General features: G+C 71.2%; 18 protein-coding genes and 5 riboswitches. Of the genes, 9 read left to right on the forward strand and 9 right to left on the reverse strand.

Annotation, left to right across the window (positions count from 1 at the left end; translation table 11 throughout):
* Positions 1 to 9: 9 nt before the first annotated feature.
* From ACFX43_RS15345 to ACFX43_RS15370, 6 genes are all read left to right on the forward strand, one after another.
* Positions 10 to 570: a GNAT family N-acetyltransferase gene (locus ACFX43_RS15345; RefSeq protein WP_378827218.1), complete on the forward strand. Its 561-nt coding sequence runs from the start codon at positions 10 to 12 to the stop codon at positions 568 to 570.
* A riboswitch (cobalamin riboswitch) is annotated at positions 548 to 693 on the forward strand. (Overlaps the previous gene by 23 nt.)
* Before the next feature lie 33 nt (positions 694 to 726).
* Complete coding sequence (locus ACFX43_RS15350) at positions 727 to 4,317, forward strand: cobaltochelatase subunit CobN (protein ID WP_378827232.1); 3,591 nt, start codon at positions 727 to 729, stop codon at positions 4,315 to 4,317.
* The gene (gene cobF, locus ACFX43_RS15355; RefSeq protein ID WP_378827244.1) at positions 4,314 to 5,087 is read left to right on the forward strand and encodes a precorrin-6A synthase (deacetylating); all 774 of its coding nucleotides are present in this window, start codon (positions 4,314 to 4,316) and stop codon (positions 5,085 to 5,087) included. Before ACFX43_RS15350 ends, cobF begins: the two co-directional genes overlap by 4 nt.
* Positions 5,084 to 6,538 (forward strand): cobyric acid synthase, encoded by a 1,455-nt coding sequence (locus ACFX43_RS15360; protein ID WP_378827252.1) that lies wholly within the window; start codon positions 5,084 to 5,086, stop codon positions 6,536 to 6,538. The genes cobF and ACFX43_RS15360 overlap by 4 nt, the downstream gene beginning before the upstream one ends.
* Entirely contained in the window at positions 6,535 to 7,260 is a 726-nt protein-coding gene (locus ACFX43_RS15365; RefSeq protein WP_378827265.1) for a cobalt-precorrin-6A reductase, read from the forward strand. Before ACFX43_RS15360 ends, ACFX43_RS15365 begins: the two co-directional genes overlap by 4 nt.
* Positions 7,257 to 7,934, forward strand: coding sequence for a ferredoxin (locus ACFX43_RS15370; protein ID WP_378827271.1), 678 nt, complete (start codon positions 7,257 to 7,259; stop codon positions 7,932 to 7,934). The genes ACFX43_RS15365 and ACFX43_RS15370 overlap by 4 nt, the downstream gene beginning before the upstream one ends.
* Before the next feature lie 7 nt (positions 7,935 to 7,941).
* Here ACFX43_RS15370 and ACFX43_RS15375 read toward each other — a convergent pair whose 3' ends face one another.
* From ACFX43_RS15375 to ACFX43_RS15395, 5 genes are all read right to left on the reverse strand, one after another.
* The gene (locus ACFX43_RS15375; RefSeq protein ID WP_378827277.1) at positions 7,942 to 8,721 is read right to left on the reverse strand and encodes a CbtA family protein; all 780 of its coding nucleotides are present in this window, start codon (positions 8,719 to 8,721) and stop codon (positions 7,942 to 7,944) included.
* On the reverse strand, positions 8,721 to 8,936 hold the full coding sequence (locus tag ACFX43_RS15380; protein ID WP_160028078.1) for a CbtB-domain containing protein: 216 nt from the start codon (positions 8,934 to 8,936) through the stop codon (positions 8,721 to 8,723). Before ACFX43_RS15380 ends, ACFX43_RS15375 begins: the two co-directional genes overlap by 1 nt.
* A 56-nt stretch (positions 8,937 to 8,992) precedes the next feature.
* Positions 8,993 to 9,058: riboswitch (cobalamin riboswitch) on the reverse strand.
* A 31-nt stretch (positions 9,059 to 9,089) separates the two neighbouring features.
* On the reverse strand, positions 9,090 to 10,184 hold the full coding sequence (locus ACFX43_RS15385; RefSeq protein ID WP_378827329.1) for an ABC transporter substrate-binding protein: 1,095 nt from the start codon (positions 10,182 to 10,184) through the stop codon (positions 9,090 to 9,092).
* Positions 10,181 to 11,032 carry an ABC transporter ATP-binding protein gene (locus ACFX43_RS15390; protein ID WP_378827351.1) on the reverse strand — a complete coding sequence of 284 codons (852 nt, stop codon included), beginning with the start codon at positions 11,030 to 11,032 and terminating at the stop codon, positions 10,181 to 10,183. Before ACFX43_RS15390 ends, ACFX43_RS15385 begins: the two co-directional genes overlap by 4 nt.
* Entirely contained in the window at positions 11,029 to 12,039 is a 1,011-nt protein-coding gene (locus ACFX43_RS15395) for a FecCD family ABC transporter permease (protein WP_378840913.1), read from the reverse strand. The genes ACFX43_RS15390 and ACFX43_RS15395 overlap by 4 nt, the downstream gene beginning before the upstream one ends.
* Positions 12,040 to 12,152: 113 nt before the next feature.
* Positions 12,153 to 12,337: riboswitch (cobalamin riboswitch) on the reverse strand.
* A gap of 89 nt (positions 12,338 to 12,426) precedes the next feature.
* Positions 12,427 to 12,643, forward strand: a riboswitch (cobalamin riboswitch).
* A 131-nt stretch (positions 12,644 to 12,774) separates the two neighbouring features.
* On the opposite strand from ACFX43_RS15395, the gene ACFX43_RS15400 reads away from it, so the two are divergent.
* The 3 genes from ACFX43_RS15400 (at position 12,775) to ACFX43_RS15410 (ending at position 15,992) form a co-directional block, all read left to right on the forward strand.
* On the forward strand, positions 12,775 to 13,794 hold the full coding sequence (locus tag ACFX43_RS15400) for a ribonucleotide-diphosphate reductase subunit beta (protein ID WP_378827365.1): 1,020 nt from the start codon (positions 12,775 to 12,777) through the stop codon (positions 13,792 to 13,794).
* A complete protein-coding gene (locus ACFX43_RS15405; RefSeq protein WP_378827379.1) occupies positions 13,794 to 15,497 on the forward strand; it encodes a ribonucleotide reductase N-terminal alpha domain-containing protein in 1,704 nt (567 codons plus the stop codon). Before ACFX43_RS15400 ends, ACFX43_RS15405 begins: the two co-directional genes overlap by 1 nt.
* 138 nt (positions 15,498 to 15,635) lie before the next feature.
* The gene (locus ACFX43_RS15410; protein WP_378827387.1) at positions 15,636 to 15,992 is read left to right on the forward strand and encodes a (2Fe-2S) ferredoxin domain-containing protein; all 357 of its coding nucleotides are present in this window, start codon (positions 15,636 to 15,638) and stop codon (positions 15,990 to 15,992) included.
* Here the strand turns inward: ACFX43_RS15410 and ACFX43_RS15415 are convergent.
* The 4 genes from ACFX43_RS15415 to ACFX43_RS15430 are packed head-to-tail and all read right to left on the reverse strand — an operon-like array spanning position 15,980 to position 22,204.
* Complete coding sequence (locus tag ACFX43_RS15415; protein WP_378827397.1) at positions 15,980 to 16,906, reverse strand: cobalamin biosynthesis protein; 927 nt, start codon at positions 16,904 to 16,906, stop codon at positions 15,980 to 15,982. The two genes, ACFX43_RS15410 and ACFX43_RS15415, sit on opposite strands and share 13 nt — an antisense overlap.
* Positions 16,903 to 19,527, reverse strand: a complete 2,625-nt coding sequence (locus ACFX43_RS15420) for a cobyrinate a,c-diamide synthase (protein WP_378827405.1) — start codon at positions 19,525 to 19,527, stop codon at positions 16,903 to 16,905. Before ACFX43_RS15420 ends, ACFX43_RS15415 begins: the two co-directional genes overlap by 4 nt.
* On the reverse strand, positions 19,521 to 20,135 hold the full coding sequence (cobO, locus tag ACFX43_RS15425) for a cob(I)yrinic acid a,c-diamide adenosyltransferase (protein ID WP_378827420.1): 615 nt from the start codon (positions 20,133 to 20,135) through the stop codon (positions 19,521 to 19,523). Before cobO ends, ACFX43_RS15420 begins: the two co-directional genes overlap by 7 nt.
* Entirely contained in the window at positions 20,135 to 22,204 is a 2,070-nt protein-coding gene (locus tag ACFX43_RS15430; protein ID WP_378827430.1) for a VWA domain-containing protein, read from the reverse strand. The genes cobO and ACFX43_RS15430 overlap by 1 nt, the downstream gene beginning before the upstream one ends.
* 23 nt (positions 22,205 to 22,227) lie before the next feature.
* A riboswitch (cobalamin riboswitch) is annotated at positions 22,228 to 22,371 on the reverse strand.
* Positions 22,372 to 22,393: the final 22 nt, after the last annotated feature.

Consider the following 22,393-nt stretch of genomic DNA (forward strand, 5'->3'; position numbering starts at 1 on the left):
GTCTGGCCCATGCCGCAAGCCCGTCTGCGCACCGAGCGCCTCGACCTGGTCCCGTTGAGCGAGGAGCATCTGCCGTTCCTGGTCGACCTCAACTCGGATCCGGTGGTGCTCCGCCATCTGTTCACCCGCGCGCTCAGGCCGGAGGAGACTGAGGAGCGGATGCACAAGTGGATCCGGGTGGCGAAGGAGACGGAGGCGCTGGGCAAGTGGATCGGGTTCTCGGCCGGTGAGGCGGTCGGGCTCTACATGTTCGAGCCGCCCGACAACCCGCCGCGCACCGATGCCGCCGAGCTCGGCTACCGGCTACCGCAGCGCCACTGGCGCAAGGGGTTCGCGAAGGAAGGCTCCCTCGAGCTGCTCCGCCACGGGTTCGAGGATCTCGGGATCGATCGGGTGATCGCGCAGACGATGGCGGTCAACGAGGCCTCCCGCGCGACCATGGTCTCTGTCGGGATGAGCTTCGTGCGCAGCTTCCAGCAGGACTGGGAGGAACCGCTCGCCGGGCACGCCGACGGAGAGGTCGAGTACGAGATCACCCGCGAGACCTGGCTCGAGCACCGCGCGGGGTAGGCTGCGAGCACGCTCGTGGCGCAGGAACCCGGTGAGAGTCCGGGGCGGTTCCGCCACTGTGACGTCCGTACAGCATCTGGGCACGGACACAGCCAGACACTGGCCGCGGGCTATCCGACCGATCGACGGGGCGAGAACCCCTAGGAGGAACTCGGCATGGCCGACTCTGCACGCGTACGCATCGCCCTACTGTCCACCTCGGACACCGACCTGCTCTCGGCCCGTGCCAGCGGCGCCGAGTACGCCTGGGCGAACCCCTCGCGGGCGACCGACCTCGATCAGGTCGTGGCCGATGCCGACCTGGTCGTCTTCCGGCTCCTCGGCTCGCCCACCGATCTCTGGGACGGCCTGAGCGCGGTCAAGGAGCGTGGCACCCCGGTCGTGGTCCTCGGCGGCGAGCAGCAGCCGAGCGCCGAGCTGATGGAGCACTCCACCGTCCCGATGGGTGTCGCCGCCGAGGCGCACCGCTATCTCGCTGAGGGCGGGCCGACGAACCTCGCCCAGCTGCACGCGTTCCTCTCCGACACGGTCCTGCTGACCGGTTTCGGGTTCGAGCCGCCGGCGACCGTCCCGGCGTGGGGTTTCGCGGAGCGGCCCGGCTCAACCGACGGGAAGCCGCGCATCGGGGTGCTCTACTACCGCGCCCACGAGACCAGCGGGAACACCGCGTTCGCCCACGCGCTGGCCGACGCCATCGACGCGACCGGCGCGGCCACCGGCGTACCCGTCTTCGCGGGCTCGCTGCGCTCGGCCCCCGACGACCTCTACGAGGCGCTCGGCACCCTCGACGCGCTGATCGTGACCGTGCTCGCGGCCGGCGGCTCGGTGCCCGCCTCGGCGAGCGCCGGCGGCGAGGACGAGGCCTGGGACGTGGAGCGGATGGCGGCGCTCGACATCCCGGTGCTCCAGGGACTGTGCCTGACCAGCTCGCGCGCGGAGTGGGAGGCCTCCGACGACGGCGTCACGCCGCTCGACTCGGCCAACCAGATCGCGATCCCCGAGTTCGACGGGCGGATCATCACCGCCCCGTTCTCCTTCAAGGAGCTCGACGAGCAGGGTCTCCCCCACTACGTCGCCGACCCCGAGCGCACCGCGCGGGTCGCCCGGATCGCGGTCAACCACGCGCGCCTGCGGCACACGCCCAACCCGGACAAGCGCCTCGCGCTGGTGCTCTCCGCCTACCCCACCAAGCACTCCCGGATCGGCAACGCGGTCGGCCTGGACACCCCGGTCTCCGCGATCCGGATGCTGCGCCGGCTCCGCGAGGAGGGCTATGACCTGGGGCAGGACAACGAGGTCGTACGCATCATCGATGGCCTCGACGACACGGCCGCCGGCGACGCGCTGATCCACGCCCTGATCGCCGCCGGTGGCCAGGACGAGGAGTGGCTGACCAACGCCCAGCTCACCGACGCCCACGTCCGCATCTCCAAGTCCGACTACGACGAGTGGACCGCGGATCTCCCCGCTGACCTGCGCGAACAGATGGTCGAGACCTGGGGACCGACGCCGGGCAAGCTCTTCGTCAACGACAACGACGAGCTGGTCCTGGCCACGCTCCAGGCCGGCAACATCGTCATCCTGATCCAGCCGCCGCGCGGGTTCGGCGAGAACCCGGTCGCGATCTACCACGACCCTGACCTGCCGCCGTCGCACCACTACCTGGGCGCCTACCGCTGGCTCGAGCACGGCTTCCGGGCCGATGCCGTCGTGCACCTCGGCAAGCACGGCTCGATGGAGTGGCTGCCCGGCAAGAACGCCGCGCTCTCGGCCTCCTGCGGCCCGGATGCGGCCATCGGCAACATGCCGCTGATCTACCCGTTCCTGGTCAACGACCCCGGCGAGGGCGCCCAGGCCAAGCGCCGCGCGCACGCCACGATCATCGACCATCTGGTGCCGCCGATGGCGCGGGCAGAGTCCTACGGCGACATCGCGCGGCTGGAGGGGCTGATGGAGGAGTACGACCGGATCTCCTCCATGGACCCGGCCAAGCTGCCCGCCATCCGCGGCGAGATCTGGCAGCTGATGAAGGCCGCCGAGCTCCACCGCGACCTCGGCATGGAGGAGCGGCCGGAGGACGACGACTTCGACGACTTCATGCTCCACATCGACGGCTGGCTCTGCGAGATCAAGGACGCCCAGATCCGCGACGGCCTGCACATCCTGGGTGCCGCGCCGGAGGGTGAGGCACGGGTCAACCTGGTGCTCTCGATCCTGCGTGCGGCCCAGGTGTGGGGCGGCGTCGGAGGTGCCGTCCCCGGGCTGCGGGCGGCGCTCGGGCTCAAGGAGGGCGCCGACACCCGGGCGGTCGACGAGATCGAGACCCAGGCGAAGGATCTGGTGCAGCGGATGGACGCGGCCGGCTGGGATCCGGCGGTCGCCGAGACGCTCCACGACGACCCCGCCGTGCGGCAGGTGCTCGTCTTCGCCGCCGAGCAGGTGGTGCCGCGGCTGAACGGGACGACCGACGAGCTGTCCGCGGTCCTGCACGCGCTGGACGGTGGCTTCGTCCCCGCAGGGCCGTCGGGCTCGCCGCTGCGGGGGCTCGTCAACGTACTTCCCACCGGGCGCAACTTCTACACCGTCGACCCGCGCGCGGTGCCGTCGCGGCTGGCGTGGCAGACGGGGCAGGCGATGGCCGACTCGCTGCTGCAGCGCTACCTGGACGAGACCGGCGACTACCCGACATCGGTCGGGCTCTCGGTATGGGGCACGTCCGCGATGCGTACGTCCGGCGACGATGTCGCCGAGGTGCTCGCGCTGCTCGGGGTGCGCCCCGAATGGGACGAGGCCTCCCGCCGGATCACGCACCTCGACGTCATCTCGCTCGAAGAGCTGGGCAGGCCCCGGATCGACGTGACCGTACGCATCTCCGGGTTCTTCCGCGACGCGTTCCCGCACGTCGTCTCGATGCTCGACGACGCGGTCCGGATGGTGGCCGACCTCGATGAGCCGGACACCGACAACTTCGTCCGCGCGCACACCCTCGAGGACCTCGCCGATCACGGCGACCCGCGCCGTGCGACGTCCCGGATCTTCGGCTCCAAGCCCGGTTCGTACGGCGCCGGGATCCTGCAGGTGATCGAGGCCGGCAACTGGCGCTCCGACCAGGACCTCGCCGACGTCTATGCGGCGTGGGGCGGCTTCGCCTACGGCCGCGACCTCGACGGTGCCCCGGCGGCCGACGACATGCGCGCCAACTACCGCCGGATCAAGGTCGCCGCCAAGAACGTCGACTCCGCCGAGCACGACATCGCCGACTCCGACGACTACTTCCAGTACCACGGCGGCATGGTCGCGACCGTCCGTGCGCTGACCGGCAGCGAGCCGAAGGCGTACGTCGGCGACTCCACCTCCCCCGACGCCATCAAGACCCGCACGCTGCAGGAGGAGACCAACCGCGTCTTCCGGGCCCGGGTGGTCAACCCGCGCTGGATCTCGGCGATGCAGCGCCACGGCTACAAGGGCGCCTTCGAGCTGGCCGCGACCGTCGACTACCTCTTCGGCTTCGACGCGACCGCGGGCGTGGTGCAGGACTGGATGTACGAGAAGCTCGCCCGCGAGTACGTCCTGGACGAGACCAACCAGGAGTTCATGCGATCCTCGAACCCGTGGGCGCTGCGCGGCATCGTCGAGCGGCTGCACGAGGCGGCCGAGCGCGGCCTGTGGGAGTCTCCCGACCCCGAGCTCGTCGCGCAGATGCAGGAGATCTATCTCGACATCGAAGGTGACCTGGAGGAAGAGTGACGCGTCGGATCAAGATCATCGGGGTCGGTCCCGGGGACCCCGACCAGGTCACGCTCGAGGCCGTGGCCGCGATGCGGTCGGTCGACTTCTTCCTGGTCACCGACAAGTCGGGCACGGTCAAGCAGGGCATGCCCGACCCGCTGGTGCGGGCCCGCGAGGAGCTGCTCGACCGTCATCTCGACCAGCCCGCCCGGGTGGTCAAGGTCGCCGACGCACCCCGCGAGCGGCGCGAGGAGTTCACCGGGACCGACGCGGAGTACCGGACCGCCGTCGCCGACTGGCACCGGGCCCGGGTCGAGCGATATCTCGCGGTGCTGGCCGAGCATCCCGGCGACGTCGGCTTCCTGGTCTGGGGCGACCCCGCCTTCTACGACTCCACGATTCGGGTCGTCGACCAGATCTCCGAGCAGCTCGACGTCGAGGTCGACGTCATCCCCGGGATCTCCTCGGTGCAGCTGCTCGCCGCCCGGCACCGGCTCGTCCTCCATGACGTCGGGCGTCCGCTCTACGTCACCACCGGCCGCGCGGTGCTCGAGGCCGTCGAGGCCGGGCACGACAACCTCGTGGTGATGCTCAACCGGGTCGTCGACCTCCCCGGGCTCGAGGACTGGCGGATCTGGTGGGGTGGCAACCTCGGCACGCGCGAGGAGGAGCTGGTCGCAGGCACGGTCGGCGAGGCCGTCCCCGCGATCGAGGAGGCTCGGACCCGGCTGCGTGAGAAGTCCGGCTGGGTGATGGACATCTACCTCCTTCGGGCTCCGAAAGCATGAGTGGGCTGCTGGTCGCCGGTACCACCTCGGACGCGGGCAAGTCGGTCGTGACGACCGGGCTGTGCCGGGCGTTCGCCCGCCGCGGCGTCAAGGTGGCGCCCTACAAGGCCCAGAACATGTCCAACAACTCGATGGTGTGCCAGGCCTCCGACGGGACGACCGCCGAGATCGGCCGGGCGCAGTGGGTGCAGGCGCTGGCGGCGCGGGTCACCCCGGAGCCGTCGATGAACCCGGTGCTGCTCAAGCCCGGCTCCGACCGTCGCAGCCACGTGGTGCTGATGGGGCATCCCGCCGGTGAGGTTTCCTCGCACGACTGGGAGGCGGGGCGCCGGCATCTGGCGACCGCCGCCCACGCGGCGTACGACGATCTCGCCTCTCGTTTCGAGGTGATCGTCGCCGAGGGCGCAGGGAGCCCGGCCGAGATCAACCTGCGGGCCGGCGACTACGTCAACATGGGGCTGGCCCGGCATGCCGGGCTGCCGACCGTGGTCGTCGGCGACATCGACCGGGGCGGGGTGTTCGCGGCGATGTACGGCACCCTGGCGCTCCTCGAGCCCGAGGACCAGGCTCTGATCAGCGGTTTTGTGGTCAACAAGTTCCGTGGCGACGCCGGGCTGCTCAAGCCCGGACTCGACTCGCTGGAGTCGCTCACCCGGCGCCCGGTCTTCGGCGTGCTCCCCTGGGAGCCGTCGCTGTGGCTCGACTCCGAGGACGCGCTCGACCTCGAGGGGCGCCGTTCGGCGGCAGGTGCCACCCGCAAGGTCGCGGTCGTACGCCTCCCCCGGATCTCCAACTTCACCGACGTCGACGCGCTCGGGCTGGAGCCGGACCTCGACGTCGTCTTCGCCTCCTCACCGGCCGACGTCGCCGATGCCGACCTGGTCGTCCTGCCCGGCACCCGGTCCACGATCAGCGACCTGGCCTGGCTCCGCTCGCGCGGCCTCGACGTGGCGCTGACCGAGCACGTACGCCGCGGCCGCCCGCTCCTCGGGATCTGCGGCGGCTTCCAGATGCTCGGCGGCGTGATCGCGGATCCCGACGGTGTCGAGGGCTCGGTCGCCGAGGTCGAGGGGCTGGGCCTGCTCGACGTACGCACCGACTTCACCCCCGCCAAGAACCTCCGCCTGCCCACCGGGTCGGCGCTCGGGGTCGAGGCGAGCGGCTACGAGATCCACCACGGCCGGATCACCCGCGGCGACGGGGTCTCGGAGTTCCTCGGCGGCGCGCGTGCCGGCAACGTCTTCGGGACCATGTGGCACGGCAGCCTGGAGGGCGACGCGCTGCGCGGCGCGTTCCTCGCCGCGACGCTCGGCCGCGAGCCGTCCACCGTCTCCTTCCCGGCCGCCCGCGAGCGCCGCCTGGACCTCATCGGCGACCTCGTTGAGGAGCACCTCGACATCGGCGCACTGCTCGACCTCGCCCGCGGGGCCAGCAACGAGGCTCGGCGATGAGGCTGCTGATCCTGGGCGGGACCGGGGAGGCGCGGGATCTGGCGGCGCGGCTGGTCGACGAGGGCATGGACGTCACCTCCTCGCTGGCCGGCCGGGTGGCTCGGCCGCGGCTGCCGGTGGGCGAGGTGCGGATCGGCGGGTTCGGCGGGGTCGAGGGCCTGAGGGGGGCTCTCGACCAGTTCGACGCGGTCGTCGACGCCACTCATCCCTTCGCCCGCGGGATGTCTGCCAACGCGGCCGCAGCCTGCCAGCAGACCGGCCATCCGTTGCTCCGGCTGGAGCGGCCGGGCTGGCCGGCGGACCCGTCCTGGGCGTATGTCGACACCCACGATCAGGCCGCCACGCTCGCCGCAGACCTCGGGAAGCGTCCCTTCATCACGGTCGGACGCCAGGAGCTCGCCCGGTTCGTCCCGGCGCTCGCCGGGCACCAGGTCCTCGCCCGCGTGGTCGACCGGCCCGAGATCGACCTACCCGAACCGTGGACGCTGCTGACCAGCCGCGGGCCCTACCGCCTCGAGGGTGAGCTCGCGCTGATGCGCGAGCACGGGACCGACGTACTCATCACCAAGGACTCCGGCGGCACCTTCACCTGGCCGAAGATGGCCGCGGCCGCCGAGCTCGGCGTGGCCGTCGTGGTCGTACGCCGCCCGGCCGGCGCCGACGGCGTCCGTACGGTCGACGACGTCGCCGAGGCGGTGGCCTGGGTGCGGGGGCTCGGATGAGCGACCGGGTGGTCGTCGGGATGTCGGTGACCGATGTCGACCGGCGCCGGGAGCTGCTCGACTGGGCCGGGGACCTCGGCGCGAGCCTCGCGTTCCTGCAGATGGGCGGTCCCTCGCTCTCCGCCGAGCTGACCAGGCTCGCCGACGAGGGCGCCACCACGGTCACGCTGGCCGGCGTCAGCCTCGGCCCGCTCGCCCCCGGCCACTCCTGGCTGCGCCGGATCGCCGCCCACTGGTGGCGTGAGCGCCCCAGCGACCGCCCTGAGATCCAGATCGCGACCCGTCTGGCGACCACCCGCGACGAGCTCCTCGACGCGTTCGCGGAGACCCGGCCGGTCACCGGTACCGAGCCCGGGCTGACCTCGCCCGCCTGGGAGCGGGTCCCCGAACACGTACGTCAGGTCCTGATCTGCCGCGGCCCGCGCTGCACCGCGAAGGGCTCGGAGGAGACCGCGAGAGCGGTGATCCTGGGCGCGATGGAGGCCGGTCTCGGCGACGACGACCTGCTGATCACCCACACCGGGTGCCAGTTCCCGTGCAACCAGGCGCCGGTGCTCAGCGTCCAGCCCGACGATGTCTGGTACGGCAACGTGGAAGCGGCCGCCGCCCGGATGATCGTGCGTGATCACCTGGCCGACGGCCGCCCCGTGGAGGCCTACCGACTCCCCCGCTGAAGCCTGCTCACAGGCTCGCGGCAAGAGCCTTTCGCTCCGCGACGGCGCGCTCCGTCGCGTGCAACCTGATCACCAGGCCGGTCAGTGCCACTCCGAGCACGCCCCACATCGTGGCGAGCGTGATCAACGAGGCCCGCCGGAAGAACCACAACGTGTCGGCCGGGAAGTCCCCGACCTCGTTGACCGTCGTGAAGAGCTCCCCGGCGACGACCATCACGACCAGGTAGGCCGCGATCGCGCCGACCACGGCGAGATAGGTTCCGAACCGTCCACGCAGCCGCACCGCGGCGTACGTCACGACCACGGCCGCCACGACCGAGAGCGCCTGGAAGGCGAAGTAGACCGCGGTGCGGACGCCGATGGTGTCGCCGCTGCCGACCGCCGGTGGCGTCGCCGGGTACTTGAGGAACGGCACCAAGGCGACCGCGACGAACCCGATCAGGGTGACGAGCGCCGTCGACTGGCCCGGCGTGAGCCGCCCGATCCGCCCGAGAGCGACAGCGGCGACCAGCCCGAGGATGCCCCCGAGCGCGACGCCGACGGCCAAGGTGCCGGTCAGCAGCCCCCAGGTGCTCTGGTTGGTGCGGGAGACCTCGGCGGCCTCCGAGTCACCCTCGTCACCTTCGGCGGCATGTGAGTGCGAGTGCCCGTCGGCGCCGGCCGACTCCTCCAGCGCGATGGCAGCACCGACCTGCGGCTCACCGACGGCGTACGCCACCAGGAAGGTGACGACGCCGGCGAGGAGTCCAGCTAGGAGGCCGCGTACGAGAAATGCACGCGGGCTCATCAGTGGCAGGGGTAACCGAGCAGGTGGCGACCGTCGTGGACCCACTCGTGGATCAGCGTGCCGGACGGGATCGAGACGGCGCCCTGGTCGGCGCTGATGAAGAAGAGCACCAGGAGACCGAGCAGACCGAAGAAGAGGGCCCAGGGGGCCAGCTCACGGAGCGGGATGGTGGGCAGATCTGCGCCGGCGACGGGCGCCACAGCGTGCTGCGACATATGTCCTCCTCAGGGATACCTGCGTCCCTGTTCGTTGGGGTTGGACGGACACTCGGGTCTGACTCCACCGCCGCGAGGCGGTGTCACAGTAGCGCGACTGTGCCGGAGTTCCACCGGCTTCCTCATGTCCGTTGCGTGCACTATAGCGGGATCTCAGCGGAGCCACTCGTTGCCGGCGAGGTTGGTGAGATCGCTGATGTCGAGCGTCGGTTCGATCCCGGACTCGGGTGCGAGCCCGAAGTGCTCCAGCGAGCGCCGGACCCACTCGGCGGCGTCGATGTTGAGCGGGCCGGAGACCCACATCGCGTAGGGCAGGTTGACGAACCTGTTCTCCTTGACGGCCGGCAGGTCGCGGGAGGCAGGGTTGGCCTTGAGGACCTTGACCTTCTCCTCATAGGACTGCCCCGGGTAGTCCACGAAGTAGATGACGTCGGGCTCTGCGGCGGCGAAGCGCTCCCAGCCGACCTCGGTCCAGGTGTCCTCGACGTCGGCGGTCGCACTCCTCACCCCGGCGGTGTCGAAGATCGCTTGCGGGCCCCCGAAGGAGCCGGAGGTGAAGATCGCGTCGGTGCCGGAGTCGAAGAGGAACGCGGTCGGCGCCTCATCGGGCTTCGCCGCGCTCTCCAGGGCCCTGCGGCGCTCCTCGATGTCGGCGACGACCTTCTTCGCGGTTTCGTCGTGGCCGGTCAGCGCGCCGATGTTGAGCAGGTCGGTACGCAGCGCCGTCCAGGCCTCCATGGTGCCGCGGTCACCGTCCTCCTGACGGCAGGTCTCACTGAGCAGGTAGGTGTCGATGCCCCGCTCCTGCACCATCTCGGGCACCAGGTTGCGCGACTCGCTGAACCCGTAGCCCCAGCCCGCGAACATCATCTGCGGGTCGAGGGCCAGCACCGTCTCCAACGTCGGGTGGTCCTCGCCCACGATCTCGAGCTCGTCAACCCGGTCCTCGGGGTAGGCGAGCTCGAGCAGCTGCTGGTCGCGGGCCAGACCGGTGACGGCGACGAGCTCCTCGCGGGCACCGACAGCCAGGGCGATGGAGATGATCCCGCCGTCGTAGGCGTACAGCTCGGTCACCGGCTCGTCGACCGTGAGCTCCTCACCGCAGTTCTCGACGGTGATCGCGCCTTCCCCCGCCTCGTCGACGGCCGCCTTCTCCGCCCCGCAGGCCGTGAGGATCGTGGCGCCGAGCGCGAGCGCGGCGAGACAGACGAGGCCGGGGCGTACGGATCTGGTGATGAGCTGAGTCATGCCGATCGGTCCTTCCGAGGATGGATGAGTAGATGGGGCTGGTCCAGATCTGGATGCGGCACCTGGACGGATCCCACGCCGAAGTGGTGCTCGACGCGGATGGTGTCGAGGACCTCGGCAGGCGGGCCATAGGCCACGACCGTCGCCGGGCCACTCTGTGGATCGCCGGCGGGCTCGCTGCCCTGCGGCCGACCGAGGACCGCCAGCCGGTCGAAGGAGCGAAGCGCCAGATCGAGGTCGTGGATGGTCGCGACCAGGGTCTCGGCCCGGTCGGCGACACTTTCAAGCAGCCGCAGCTGCCAGGCGACGTCGAGATGGTTGGTGGGCTCGTCCAGGAGCATCACCGGGCACTCCTGGGCGAGGCCGCGGGCCATCACCGCCCGGCGCCGCTCGCCGCCGGAGAGCCGGTCGCACGGGTCGTCGATGCGGTCAGCGAGGCCGACGGCATCGAGAGCCGCCCGGACGATCTCGCGCTCCTGCCGACCGCCTCGGGACCAGGGCCGGGTGCGGGGCACCCGGCCCAGCGCCACCATCTCACCGACGAGCAGCTCGGCAGAGACGACCTCCTCCTGGGGGACGTACGCCATCCGGCGGGCGCGTTCACGCGAGCCGAGCCGGGCGGTCTCGTAGAGCCGGCCGGTCTCGTCGGCGAGATGGGCCCGCCCGGCGCTGGGCCGCAGCACCCCGGCGAGGATGCGCAGCAGGGTCGACTTGCCCACGCCGTTGACGCCGACGATGCCGAGGCGGGTGCCCACCGGCACGTCCAGATCGACATCGCGGAGCACCTCGCGCTCGCCCAGCCGGGCGGCGACCCCGCGCAGCCGCAGCGCGGCCGGCGACCCGCTCATCTGTCACCGCCGAACCGGTACTGACCGCGGCCGAGCAGCAGCAGGAAGAGCGGCGCGCCGACGACGCCGGTGACCACCCCGAGCGGGATCTCCTGGGGGCGGGCCACCACCCGGGCGAGCACGTCGACCCACAGCAGGAACAGCCCGCCCCCCAGGGCCGCGACCGGGAGCACCACCCGGTGCTGGGCGCCCACGAGCAGCCGGGCCGCGTGCGGCACGATCAGCCCGACGAACCCGATCCCACCGCTGACCGCGACCAGGACCCCGACCAGCACGGCCAGCGCGACGAACAGAGTCGTACGCAGCGCCGCGACGTCGACGCCGAGCGCCGCGGCGGTCTCGGGGCCGGCGGCCAGCGCGTCCAGCCAACGGTGGAGCGCCAGCATTCCGAGGCCCAGGACGAGACTGAGGACCGCGGGCAGCCACAGCTTCTCCCAGCTGGCGCCACCGACACTGCCGAGCATCCAGAACATCACCGAGTCCGCCGCGCGCGGATCATCGCTCATGAAGACCAGGAACGAGGCGATCGCGGAGAGCCCCGAGGAGAGCACGACACCCGAGAGCACCAACCGGATCGGAGTCAACCCGCCCTGCGCGGTGGCCACCAGCCACACCAGCATGGCCGAGCCGACCGCCCCCAGCAGCGCGCCGCCGGAGACCGCATAGATGCCGAGGCCGCCCAGCGCCCCGGTGGTGATCGCCGCCGTCGCTCCCACCGAGGCGCCCGAGCTGATCCCGAGGAGGAACGGGTCGGCGAGCGGGTTACGGACCAGGGTCTGCATGCCCGCACCGGCGACGGCCAGGCCGGCGCCTACGGCGAGCGCCATCAGCGCCCTGGGGACGCGCAGCTCCCACACGATCACGTCCCACTTCCCCGGGGCGTCGCCCTGGAGCCGGTCGCCGACCGCCGCGATGACCTCACCGATCGGTATCCGCTCGGACCCGAAGGCCAGGGACGCGACGGCGCTGAGCGCCGAGGCGAGCAGCAGCCCAGCCACCAGCGGCACGAACGGGACTCGTCGTCTCCGGTCACGGCCACGGCGCGGGCTCAGGGTCTCGCGGGACGGCGTTTCCACGGCGGTCGGCCTCTCAGGTCCTCGGGACCCTGGTCGCGAGGGCCGTGACGTACATCTGAGCCGACAGGTTTTCGGACTCGGGTTCACCCGGTGACGCCGCCTTCCCAGGGACCCGGTCCCCAGTGGCTGCCTAGCGTCACCGTCGCCCTCACCGCTGCGCGCCAGTCCCGGATTCACACCGGAGTTCCCTGGCATCCATCAGGATGCGTTCGACTCGGCGCAGAGGCTAGCACGGGCCGCAGGTACGGCGTCGGGGAAGTTTCCGGCGACACGGCGGAACACAAGATCTAGGAAGTTGCATTGGTGTAATTCCCGCATATAGTGGTCCTCGCAGCTGGTTCTCCCACCTCGGCGACGGGGCGGGAGAGGCAAGAGGGAACCCGGTGTGAGTCCGGGACTGCCCCGCAGCGGTGAGTGGGAACGACCGCCGTCACGAAGCACTGGGAGCAAGCCGGCTCCTGGGAAGCGACGGCCACTAGGACCGAGCACGAGACGCCCACGAGTCCGAAGACCTGCCAGTGCCCACCTCATGGTGGGGTCCGCGACCTCGAGGGAAGGTCAGGGGATCGAGCGAGCACCACGTGACCGGGTCCGCCCGGCGCGCCGCCGCCGTCCTCCCTGCCCCGGCACGGATGCACGAGACATCCAGCGGGCCGCGGGGCCCGCGTGAGCAAGGGGGCATGGGGCTTGATCGACACCGAGGGTCTACCGATCCGCACCGAGAAGTCGGCGTACGTCTTCGACTATCCGATGGCCGAGGACCTGGCCAAGAAGCAGCGGAGCATCTTCTGGACCGCCGAGGAGATCCCGGTCGAGAACGACAAGCAGGACTTCCTGGTCAACATGACCGACGCCGAGCAGGCCGCGGTCAAGACGACGCTGAAGCTGTTCACCATCTACGAGCTGATCCTCGGCGGCGAGGTGTGGGGCGACCGGATCTTCCACGCGTTCCCGCGTCCGGAGGTCCAGATGATGGCCAACGCCTTCTCGTTCGCCGAGCTGAACATGCACGCGCCGTTCTACGCGAAGCTCAACAAGGTGCTGATGATCGACACCGAGGAGTTCTACGACTCCTACAAGAACGACCCGGTGCTGGCCGAGCGGATCCAGTTCGTGTGGGACGCGATCGCCGACGAGGACCTGCTCTACGCGCTGAGCGTCTTCACCCTGATGGAGAACTGCGTCCTCTACTCCAACTTCGCCTTCCTCAAGCACTTCCAGTCCGGCGGGAAGAACCTGCTGCAGAACGTGATCAGCGGCATCAACTTCTCCGCCCGCGACGAGAACCTGCACGCCACCGGAGGCGCCTGGCTGTTCAACACCACTCTCGACGAGTACGCCGCCACCGTCCCGGCCGACAAGTTCGAGGCCGAGCGCGACGACCTCTTCGCGAGGGTTCGCGGCGTCGCCGAGCACCTCTACGCCCACGAGGCCCGGATCGTGGAGATGCTCTTCGACCACGGGCCGATCGCCGGCATCGACCAGGCCGACTTGGAGACCTTCGTGAGGTCCCGCATCGACATGACCCTGGAGAACATGCGGATGGAGCCGCTGTTCAACGTCGGGGCCAACCCGATCGCCGAATGGTTCTACAACGGCATCAACGGCACCCAGTTCCACGACTTCTTCCAGGTCACCGGCAACGAATACAACCGCAACATCGGCGAGACGGAGTTCAGCTTCTAATGGGCAGCAACAGCAACTGGGAGGCGCTCTCCGCCGAGCGCAAGGCACTGCAGGCCGAAGGCATCGTGCCCGCCTTCATGACCACGGCGGGCTACGCCATGTTCAAGGCCAAGTACACCGTCGCCGACCAGAGCGTCCGGGAGCGCTACGAGACCATCGCCAGCACCGCCGGCGACCTCGCCGACGAGATGTACCCCCGCGAGGACGGCGTCTCCTGGACGGAGCGGTTCTTCGAGGCGATCTGGAACGGGTGGCTCTCCCCGTCGACACCGGTGCTGTCCAACCTCGGCACCGACCGGGGTCTGCCCGTCTCGTGCGAGGGGTCCTACGTCGAGGACTCGGTCTGGGGCTTCTACGAGACCCTCAAGGAGGCGGCGATCCTCTCCCAGAACGGGTTCGGGACCTCGGCGTACCTCGGTGACGTCCGGCCCCGCGGCGCGAAGTTCAGCGACAACGGCAAGGCCAACGGCGTGGTCCCGGTCTTCTGCAACTTCGTGGAGATGACCAACCAGATCAGCCAGGGCGCCACCCGCCGCGGCTCCTGGGCGGGCTACCTGCCGGTGGACCACCCGGACTTCTACGAGCTCGCCGATCTGATCTTCCGCGAGCCCGCCAACAAGAACGTCGGCTGGATCTTCAGCCAGGCGTTCATCGACCGGATGCTCGCCGGGGATCGCGACGCGCTCGAGCGCTACCAGCGAGTGCTGAAGATCCGGGTGGTGCTGGGCAAGGGCTACATCTGGAAGGTCGACACCGTCAACGCGGCGCAGACCGAGTCCTACCGCGCCAACGGGCTGGCCAACAAGGCCTCCAACCTGTGCTCGGAGATCACCCTGTTCAGCGACGAGGACCACTCCTACACCTGTGTGCTCTCCTCGCTGAACCTCTCGACCTACGACGAGTGGAAGGACCAGGACACGGCGTACGTCGCGACCGTCTTCCTCGACGCGGTCGCCGAGGCGTTCCTGCGCAAGGCCCGCACCATCCGCGGCCTGGAGCGGGCGGTGCGCTACACCGAGAAGGCCCGCAGCCTCGGGCTGGGCGTGATGGGCTACCACGACTACCTGCAGAAGCAGCGGGTGCCGTTCGAGTCGGACAAGGCGGCGGCGCTCAACAAGGACATCTTCGAGCGGATCTCGTCGCACGCCGACGCCGCGTCGCGGTGGATGGGCTCGGTCGCGGGCATCCCGGAGTGGTGCGTCGGACGGCGCAACTCCCACCTGATGGCCATCGCGCCGACGATGAGCACCGCGGTGATCGTCGGCGGCACCAGCCAGGGCATCGAGCCGTACGTCGCATGCGTCTGGAACCAGACCACCTCGGCCGGCGAGATGCCCCGGGCCAACCAGAACCTCGTCGAGGTCATGGAGGAGCGCGGGGTCTACGACCAGGCACACATCGACGACATCGTCGACCACGGCGGCTCGGTCCAGCACGTCGACTGGCTCGACGAGCACGAGAAGGACGTCTTCAAGACCGGCTACGAGATCGACCAGGAGATCCTGCTCGCCCGCGCGTCGGACCGGCAGGTCTACATCGACCAGGCCCAGTCGCTCAACCTGTTCTTCCAGGCCGACGCGACCCCGCAGTACATCAGCAAGATCCACAAGCTCGCCCTGCTCGACCCGAACATCAAGAGCCTGTACTACCTGCGCTCGCGGGCCGGCATCCAGGCCAGCAAGCAGACCCGCACTTCGAACTGACCACCTTCGACCGAGAGGCATGACCATGAACGAGACCCCGACCGCCACCGACGCCATCGACGACCTGACCTGGGACGACTGGAGCGATGCCGAGGTCTGTGCCATCGAGAACGGCCCTGACTGCGCGGCCTGCGAGGGATGAGCGAGCCGGCCGGGCGGCCGACGCTGACGGTCTGCCGCGGGTGCTGCTGTGGGACGGAGCGGAAGTCGCCCGGGGTGGACCACGCGGCCGTGCTCACGACGTTGAACGCAGCTGCTGGGGAGTCGGCGACCGTACGTGTCGCCGACTGCCTCGGCCCATGCGAGCGAGCCGACGTCGTGGTGGTCGGTCCCTCACCCGAGGGGCGGCAGCGCGGGGCGCGGCCGGTCTGGGTCGCCCGGGTCGGCACGGCGAGGGTGGCCGACGCACTGGCTCAGTGGACCCGCGCCGGCGGACCGGGCATCACTGAGGCACCGCCCGCGGTCCTGGCACGGGCCTTCCGTCACGGACGCTGAGTGATGACGGCGTACGCCGCCGCGACCAGAGCGGCGCCGATACCGACCCTGCGGGCGAGCGTGGTGGCGCTGACGACGTCGGCAGGGGCGGCATCGCGGCCGTCACCCATCACCGCGCGGTGCTCGATCCGGTTGCCGTAGTAGCGGTTCGTGCCGCCGAGGCGGATGTCGAGGGCGCCCGCGAAGGACGCCTCGACGACGCCGGCGTTCGGGCTCGGGTGCCGCGCGGCGTCGCGGCGCCAGGCCTCCCACGCCTGCCCGGCCCGCGACGGCGCGGCGGCCAGCGTGAGCAGGCCGGAGAGGCGCGAGCCGGGCAGGTTGAGCACGTCGTCGAGGCGGGCACTGGCCCAGCCGAAGCGCTCGTAGCGGTCGTTGTGGTGGCCGACCATCGCGTCCAGGGTGTTGGCGGCACGGTAGCCGAGCAGGCCGGGTACGCCCGCGACGGCTCCCCACACCAGCGGTGCGACCACGGCGTCGGAGGTGTTCTCGGCGACGCTCTCGACCACAGCCCGGGAGACCTCGGAGGCGTCGAGCTTCTCGGTGTCGCGGCCGACGAGGTGGGTCAGCCGCTGTCGCGCCGCCGGGAGGTCGGCGCGGTCGAGATGTTCGTGGACGGCCAGGGCCTCGCGCTCGAGTGAGCGGCCGCCCAGGACCGCCCAGGTCGCGGCCGCGGTCACCAGGGTCGTCCCGATCCGGCCTTGAGCGAGTCGCCCCGCGGCGGCGCCCAGGACGACCGCTCCGCCGACCAGCGTCGCTGTGTGGAGGACGCCTCGGGCCCGGTCGTCCGCGTACCAAGTGCGCTCCGCCTTCATCGCGACCGTCCCGAAACCGGCGACCGGGTGGAATCGCCGCGGGTCCCCGAGCAGGCGGTCCAGCGCGAAGCCGGCCAGGAGCCCGACCGCCCGCGGGTTCACGAGACTGCCCGGGTCTGGCGCAGCGCGGCCAGGAGCTGGTCGGTCGGGCCCTCGGGGCGTACCGCGATCCGCACCCAGTCCGGGCCGAGCCCGGGGAAGGTGTCGGCGCGGCGTACGGCGATGCCCTGCTCGCGCAGAGCCTCACGGACTCCGGCGCCCGGGCGGGCCAGGACGAAGGAGGCGGCCGAGGGGACGTACTCGATCTGCTGGTCCCGTAGGCCGGTCTCGAGATGGTCGCGCCAGGCGGTGATCCGCTCAGCGCGCTCACGGGCCTCGGCACTCGCCCGCTCGGTGGCGCAGGCGAGCATCGCGGTGGCCGCCGTGGCTGAGACCGACCACGGGGTACGTACCGCCTCCAGGTCGCTGATCGCGGCGGCGTCGCCGACGACGTAGCCGGCGCGTACGCCGGGGATCGACCAGTGCTTCGTCAGGCTCCGAATCACGAGCAGACCCTCGGTCCGCTCCGCGGTGAGGGTCTCGGGCTCGCCGGGAACCGCGTCCATGAACGCCTCGTCGACCACGACCAGCCGGCCGGGCCGGAGGAGGGCGCGGAGGGCCTCGGCCGGATGGAGCGCACCGGTCGGGTTGGTCGGGTTGCCGACGACGACCAGGTCCGCGTCCTCGGGCACCGTCGCCTGGTCGAGCGCGAACCCGTCCTCGGCACGGAGGCGCACCTCGGTGACGGTGTGTCCGGCCTGCTCGAGCGCCGCGTGGGGCTCGGTGAACTGGGGGTGGACGACGACCGGCCGCCGCCATGGCCTGGCCCGCGCGACCAGCGTGAACGCCTCCGCCGCCCCCGCCGTCGGGAGCACCTCAGCACGTTCGCGGCCGTGGTGCTTGGCCAGCGCTGCCCGCGCCGGCTCCTCGTCGGGGTAGGCCGCCGACGCCAGCGACTCGTGGAGCGCCTGGTCCAGCCATTCCGGCCGCTCGCCGGGGTAGACGTTCACCGCGAAGTCGAGCAGCCCATCCCCGACCTCGACGTCCCCGTGGTGCCGCAGCGGATCCGTCAGCGGGCCGTCCGTAGTGGCGGGCATTTTCCCGCCATGGCGGGATTCTGCGGCCGAACCGGCGCTCATCGCGCCGCCCTTCCCCGCCATGGCGGGAAAGTGCGGCGACGCACCATGAACCGCCGTCGCAAACCGCGCCGCCAGCTTCGGATGACCGGCCCAATGCACATGCAGGTACGACGCATGCAGCGTCTCCGACGCAAACCCCGTCAGGGTCGAACCGTCACCCCCGCCTGCCGAGGCGTCACGTGCGTCGGCCGAGGCGTCACGTGCGTCGGCCGAGTTGGCACTTGTGGGGCGCGAAACTCGACTTTCGTCGTCCAGAACTGACGTCTCGGCCGACGCAACTGACGTCTCGGCCGACGCAACTGACGTCTCGACAGACCATGCGGGCTGGAGACCCGCGGCGGGGGTCGTTGTGGTGCGGTGGAACTCGTGGCCGGTGACCTGCTCGCCGGCACGGGTGAGGAGGGAGTCCGAGGCGGCGGTGGCGACGGGGTATCGCAGGGTGAGGCGCTCGCTCATGGCCGCGTGCGCGGGGACGGCGCCGGCCATGGGTACGCCGTCGAGGGACTCGGCCAGATAGAGGAGCCCGGCGCACTCGGCGACGGTCGGCACTCCGGCTGCGACCGCTTCGCGGAGGTCGCGGAGGAGGCTCGCGTTGGCGGCGAGGTCGGCGGCGTACATCTCCGGGAAGCCACCGCCGAGGTAGATCCCACGCGTGCCCTCGGGGAGCACGGGATCGGTGAGCGGGTCGAAGGAGCGTACGTCGCAGCCTGCCGCCTCCATGAGTTCCTCGGTCTCGGGGTAGCGGAACGTGAAGGCACGGCCACCCGCGACCGCGACGACGGGACGGTCCCTGCCGGGCGAGGCATCGGTCTCCAGCGCCCTGGCCGGGTCCCAGGCGACATCGTCGAGGTCCGGAGCCGAGCGGGCGACGTCGAGCAGAACGGAGAGGTCGAGGTGAGCGGCAACCTGCTCCCCCAGCCGCTCGATCAGCGCGACCGACTCGTCACGCTCGGCGACCGGGACGAGGCCCAGGTGACGCGACGGGGAGGCGAGCGACTCGTCGCGCGGAAGCATGCCGAGCACCGGCAGCCCGACCTGCTCCAGCGCTCGCCGGATCTCCTCGGCGTTGCGCCCCGGGGAGCAGCGATTGAGCACGACTCCCCCGATGCGTACCGACGGGTCGAAGGCCGCCATCCCGGCGGCGATCGCGGCAGCGGAGCGGGACATCCGGGCGACGTCGAGGACCAGGACGACCGGCGAGGAGGTCAGCGCTGCGACGTGGGCTGTGGAGGCGAAGCCGTCGGTGCCGAGGCGGCCGTCGTAGAGGCCCATGACTCCCTCGATGACGGCCACGTCCGCCCCGGCTGCACCATGCAGGAGCAGCGGCACGACCCGCGACTCCCCCACCAGATGCGGGTCGAGGTTGCGTCCCGGACGCCCGGTGGCGAGCGCGTGGTAGCCCGGGTCGATGTAGTCCGGCCCGATCTTGTGACCGCTGACCTCATGCCCGGCGGAACGCAGCGCCGCCATCAGCCCGGTGGCGATCGTCGTCTTCCCCGAGCCGGTCGAGGGAGCAGCGACCACCAGCCGGGGCAGGGTCACCATTCGATGCCCCGCTGGCCCTTCTGGCCGGCGTCCATCGGGTGCTTGATCTTGGTCATCTCGGTGACCAGGTCCGCGACCTCGAGCACGGCGGGGTCGGCGTCGCGGCCGGTGATCACCACATGCTGGCGGCCCGGCCGCTCGGCGAGGACGGAGGCGACCTCGGCGGCGTCGACCCAGCCCCACTTCATCGGGTAGGTGAACTCGTCGAGGACGAGCAGGTCGTACGTCTCCGCGGCCAGGCACCGCTTGATCTCGGCCCAGCCCTCGACGGCGTCCGCGGCGTGGTCCTCGGCGTCACCCTGCTTGCGGCTCCAGGACCAGCCGGAGCCCATCTTGTGCCAGTCGACCGGACCGCCCTCGCCGGTCTCCTCGTGCAGCTTCCCGAGGCGCTCGAGCACGGTCTGCTCGCCGATGCGCCACTTGGCCGACTTCACGAACTGGAAGACCCCGATCCGCCAGCCCTGGTTCCAGCCGCGCAGCGCGAGCCCGAAGGCGGCGGTCGACTTTCCCTTGCCGGGGCCGGTGTGGACCATCACCAGCGGCCGGTTGCGACGCTGGCGGGTGGTGAGCCCGTCGTCGGGTACGTTCAGCGGCTGTCCCTTCGGCATCAGGCAGCGCCCCTTCCCATGGTGGATCCGGTGAACCCGTGGACGGCGGAGGTCAGCGCCTCGGCGCTCACCTCGGCGACCGGCACGTGCTCGGCGCCCAGGTGCACGGCCAACTGGCGGGCCAGCCCGAGCCGCATCGGCCCGCTCTCGGAGTCGATGACGACCGTGGTGACGCCCAGACCGGCGACGTACGCGGCGGCCTGCTGCGAACGCCGGACGGCGTCCTTGCCGTGGGTCTTGGAGTTCGCCCTACCGTCGGTGACGACCACCAGCAGCGGCCGCAGATCCGGGTCACGCAGGTGCTCGCGCTGGAGCACACGGGCGGCCTCGAGGAGGCCTTCGGCCAGCGGCGTACGCCCTCCGGCGGGCACCTCGTCGAGACGTGCCGCGGCGAGGTCGACCGACCCGGTCGGCGGCAGCACCAGCTCGGCGCCCTCGCCCCGGAAGGTGATCATCCCGACCTTGTCGCGGCGCCGGTAGGCGTCGAGCAGCAGCGAGAGGACAGCGGCCTTGACCTGCGCCATCCGCTTGCGCGCGGCCATCGACCCGGAGGCGTCCACGCAGAAGAGCACCAGGTTGGCCTCGCGGCCCTCACGGACCGCGGTGCGGAGGTCCTCGATCCTCAGCTCGACCTTCGCCGAGGTGCGGTCCCGGGAGCTCTGCTTGCCGGCGGCGGCCTTGAGCGTCTCGACGAGGTGGAGCGAGCCACGGGTGCTGACGCTCGCGCCGATCCGGCGGCCGCTGCTGCCGATCGCCTTGCTCCGGCCGCCGGTGCGGCCCGTGCCCAGGCCGGTCACGGTCAGGAGGCGGGGGCGGTACGCGGCCCCTGCGGCGGTGGTCGAGGTGTTCCCCGCGGACGGGCTGGGCGGGGCCTCGTTCGTTGTGGAGGTCTCCTCCTGGGACGTCTCGACGGGCTCGGTCTCCGAGGAGTCGCCGTGGGAGCTCTCGGCCGGCCCGGCCTCCGGATCGGACTCGAGTCCGTCCTTCGGTCCGTCCTGCGGGTCGTCGTGCTCCGGCCCGCCCTCCGGCGGCTCGGGCGGCAGCTCCTCGTCGCCGAGGATGCGGTCGAGCAGGTCCTCGTCGAGCCCGGGAGCGTCGAAGGGGTTGCGACGGCGGCGGTGCGGGAGAGCCAGCAGGGCGGCGCGGCGGATGTCCTCGCGGGTGACCTCGGAGCGCCCGGCCCAGGCCGCGTGCGCGACCGCGGTGCGGGCGGTGACGATGTCGGCGCGCAGCCCGTCGACCTCGAACGCCGCGCAGACCTCGGCGATCTTGAGCAGCCCGGGCGCGGTGAGCCGGACCTTCCCGACGAGGGCGCGCGCGGTGGAGACCCGTGCGGTCACGTCGCGCTCGGCGGCCACGTAGCGCTCGACGAACGCGGGAGCGTCCAGGTCGAAGGCCATCCGGCGGCGTACGACCTCGGCGCGCAGCGCCGGATCCCGGGGGGCGGCGACCTCGACGGTGAGCCCGAAGCGGTCCAGCAGCTGCGGGCGCAGCTCGCCCTCCTCGGGGTTCATGGTCCCGATCAGCACGAACCGGGCGGCGTGCTCGACCGAGACGCCGTCGCGCTCGACGCTGACCCGCCCCATCGCCGCCGCGTCCAGCAGCAGGTCGACGAGGTGGTCGTGGAGCAGGTTGACCTCGTCGACGTAGAGCAGGCCGCGGTGTGCCCGGGCGAGCAGTCCCGGCTCGAACTCGACCGCACCGCGCGACAGCGCGCTCTCCAGGTGGAGCGAGCCGACGACCCGGTCCTCGGTGGCACCGACCGGGAGCTCGACCAGCCGCACCGGCCGGCTCTCCACAACGGCGGCGGACCCGAAGGGACCGTCAGGCGACTCCGCGGACGGGTCGTCCGGGTCGATCGAGAACCGATCCCCGGCGTAGACCGAGATCGAGGGCAGCACGGCCGCCAGGCCGCGTACGGCTGTCGACTTCGCGGTCCCCTTCTCGCCACGGACCAGCACCCCGCCGATCTCCGGGGAGATGGTGGTGAGCACGAGCGCGAGGCCCATGTCGTCGAGGTCGTCCGCCTGGCAGCCGAGGACGGCAGAAAATGGGTAGTGCACCGGCATGAGAGGCTCCCGCTCCCTATCGCGTTGAATGGATGGACGCGGGGCCGGTCTTCGGACTTGCCGAGTCCCCCGTGTTGGGGCTCGGTTCACCGCAGCGGGCCTGTGCCGGAATCTCACCGGCTTCCCAGATTCTCCCGTCCCACCGTCCTCACCAGCTCTCATGTCGAGCCGATGGCTGGGCAGTCGGGG

The sequence above is a fragment of the Nocardioides sp. YIM B13467 genome (assembly GCF_042788075.1).
Classification (GTDB): domain Bacteria; phylum Actinomycetota; class Actinomycetes; order Propionibacteriales; family Nocardioidaceae; genus Nocardioides.